This window comes from Verrucosispora sp. SN26_14.1, from assembly GCF_004307965.1.
Classification (GTDB): Bacteria; Actinomycetota; Actinomycetes; order Mycobacteriales; family Micromonosporaceae; genus Micromonospora.
On the sequence record NZ_SISL01000746.1, the window covers coordinates 1 to 1,710 of the forward strand.

Sequence of the window (1,710 nt, forward strand, 5' to 3'; positions counted from 1 at the left end):
CGAGATGAGCGCTAGTCTCGTGGGCTCGGAGAAGTGTATAAGACACAGGAACCCCACCGGCGCGGCCGTCTCCGCCGACCGGGCCGCCGCGCTGCGCGCCCTGCTCGCCGAGTACGCCGACCTGCTGCTGATCGAGGACGACCACGCCGCCGAACTGGCCCGGGTGCCGCTGCACCCGCTGGCCGGCGCGACCGCCAGTTGGGCCTTCCTCCGCTCGGTGAGCAAACCGTTCGGCCCCGACCTGCGGCTGGCCGTGCTGGCCGGGGACGAGACCACGGTGGCCCGGGTGGCCGGACGGGCCCGCGTCGGCGCCGGTTGGGTCTCCACCGTGCTGCAACGCCTGGTGCTCTCGCTCTGGCACGACCCGGCGGTGACCGCCTCGGTCGCGCGGGCCGCCGACAGCTACGAACGGCGGCGCGACGGGTTGATCGCCGCCCTGGCCGTCCGTGGCCTGCCCGCCCACGGACGCAGCGGCATCAACGTGTGGCTGCCGGTGGCCGACGAGACCCTCGCCGCGACCGTGCTGCGGGACGCCGGCTGGCTGGCCGCCCCGGGCGCGCTCTACCGCATCGCCGGTCCGTCCGCGTTGCGGATCACCGTCAGCGCGCTGGACGAGGAGGACCTACCGGCGCTGGCCGACGCGCTGGCCCGGGCGGCACGCCCTGCCGCACCCGCCGGGTTCAGTGCCTGACCGATCTGCCCGTGACCTGCCCGTACGGCCGAACTGCCGGCCTTGTTCGCGTGGCCCGCGCCACACCGGGTAGAACAGTCGCCATGGCCGACACCGACACCGCACCGGGCGCCCAACGGTTCATCCCGCCGCGCGCCGACACGCTCGACGACCTGCGCGCCGCCGCTGCCGGCTGCCGGGGCTGCGAGCTGTACCGCGACGCCTCTCAGACCGTCTTCGGTCGGGGCGACGCCGGAGCCCGGGTGGTCTTCGTCGGCGAGCAGCCCGGCGACCTGGAGGACCAGAAGGGACTGCCCTTCGTCGGCCCGGCGGGTCGGCTGCTCCGCAGGGCGGTCGACGACGCGGGGCTGGACCCTCGGCAGATCTATCTCACCAACGCGGTGAAGCACTTCCGCTTCGAGCTGCGCGGCAGGCGGCGCATCCACCAGACGCCGGACCGGGTGCACATCACCGCCTGCCGGCCCTGGCTGGTCGCCGAGTTCGCCCGCCTGCACCCGGAGATCGTGGTGGTGCTCGGGGCGACCGCCGCGAAGGCGCTGCTCGGCCCGACGTTCCGGGTCACCCGCCAGCGTGGCGAACTGCTGCCCTGGCCGGCCGCCGCGCAGCATCCCGAGGACTTCCAGCGGGTCCCGGTGGACAGCGCCGGGCACACCGCCGACGCCCCCGCCGCCCGGCTGCTGGCCACCATCCACCCGTCGGCGGTGCTGCGCGCCGACAACCAGGACGTCGCCTACGACGGCCTCGTCGCCGACCTGAAGGTGGCGGCCCGCGCACTCACCCGGTGACCGTCCGGCGGTGCCACACTTGCCGCCATGCGCCCGCATCTGCACGAACGCGACCGCGACGAGTCCCCGGTGACCTCACCGGCGCCCGTCGACGTCGCGTCGCTCCAGCGGCGTACCCTGCGACTGCTCTGCGGCACCCAGGTGCTCGGCGGGATCGGGGTGACCATCGGCTTCGCCGTCGGGGCGCTGCTCGTCGCCGAGCTCGCCGGCACCGCCGCGGCCGGTCTGGCGCCG

General features: G+C 75.1%; 2 protein-coding genes and 1 pseudogene. All 3 read left to right on the forward strand.

Annotation, left to right across the window (positions count from 1 at the left end):
• Nucleotides 1–691 (forward strand): aminotransferase class I/II-fold pyridoxal phosphate-dependent enzyme (locus EYA84_RS31545; RefSeq protein ID WP_131057820.1); only part of this gene is annotated, 691 nt, incomplete at its 5' end.
• Nucleotides 692–774: 83 nt separating this feature from the next.
• Nucleotides 775–1,476, forward strand: a complete 702-nt coding sequence (locus EYA84_RS31550; RefSeq protein ID WP_131057821.1) for a UdgX family uracil-DNA binding protein — start codon at nucleotides 775–777, stop codon at nucleotides 1,474–1,476.
• Nucleotides 1,477–1,503: 27 nt separating this feature from the next.
• Nucleotides 1,504–1,710, forward strand: a pseudogene (locus tag EYA84_RS31555) (MFS transporter); the annotation flags it as partial.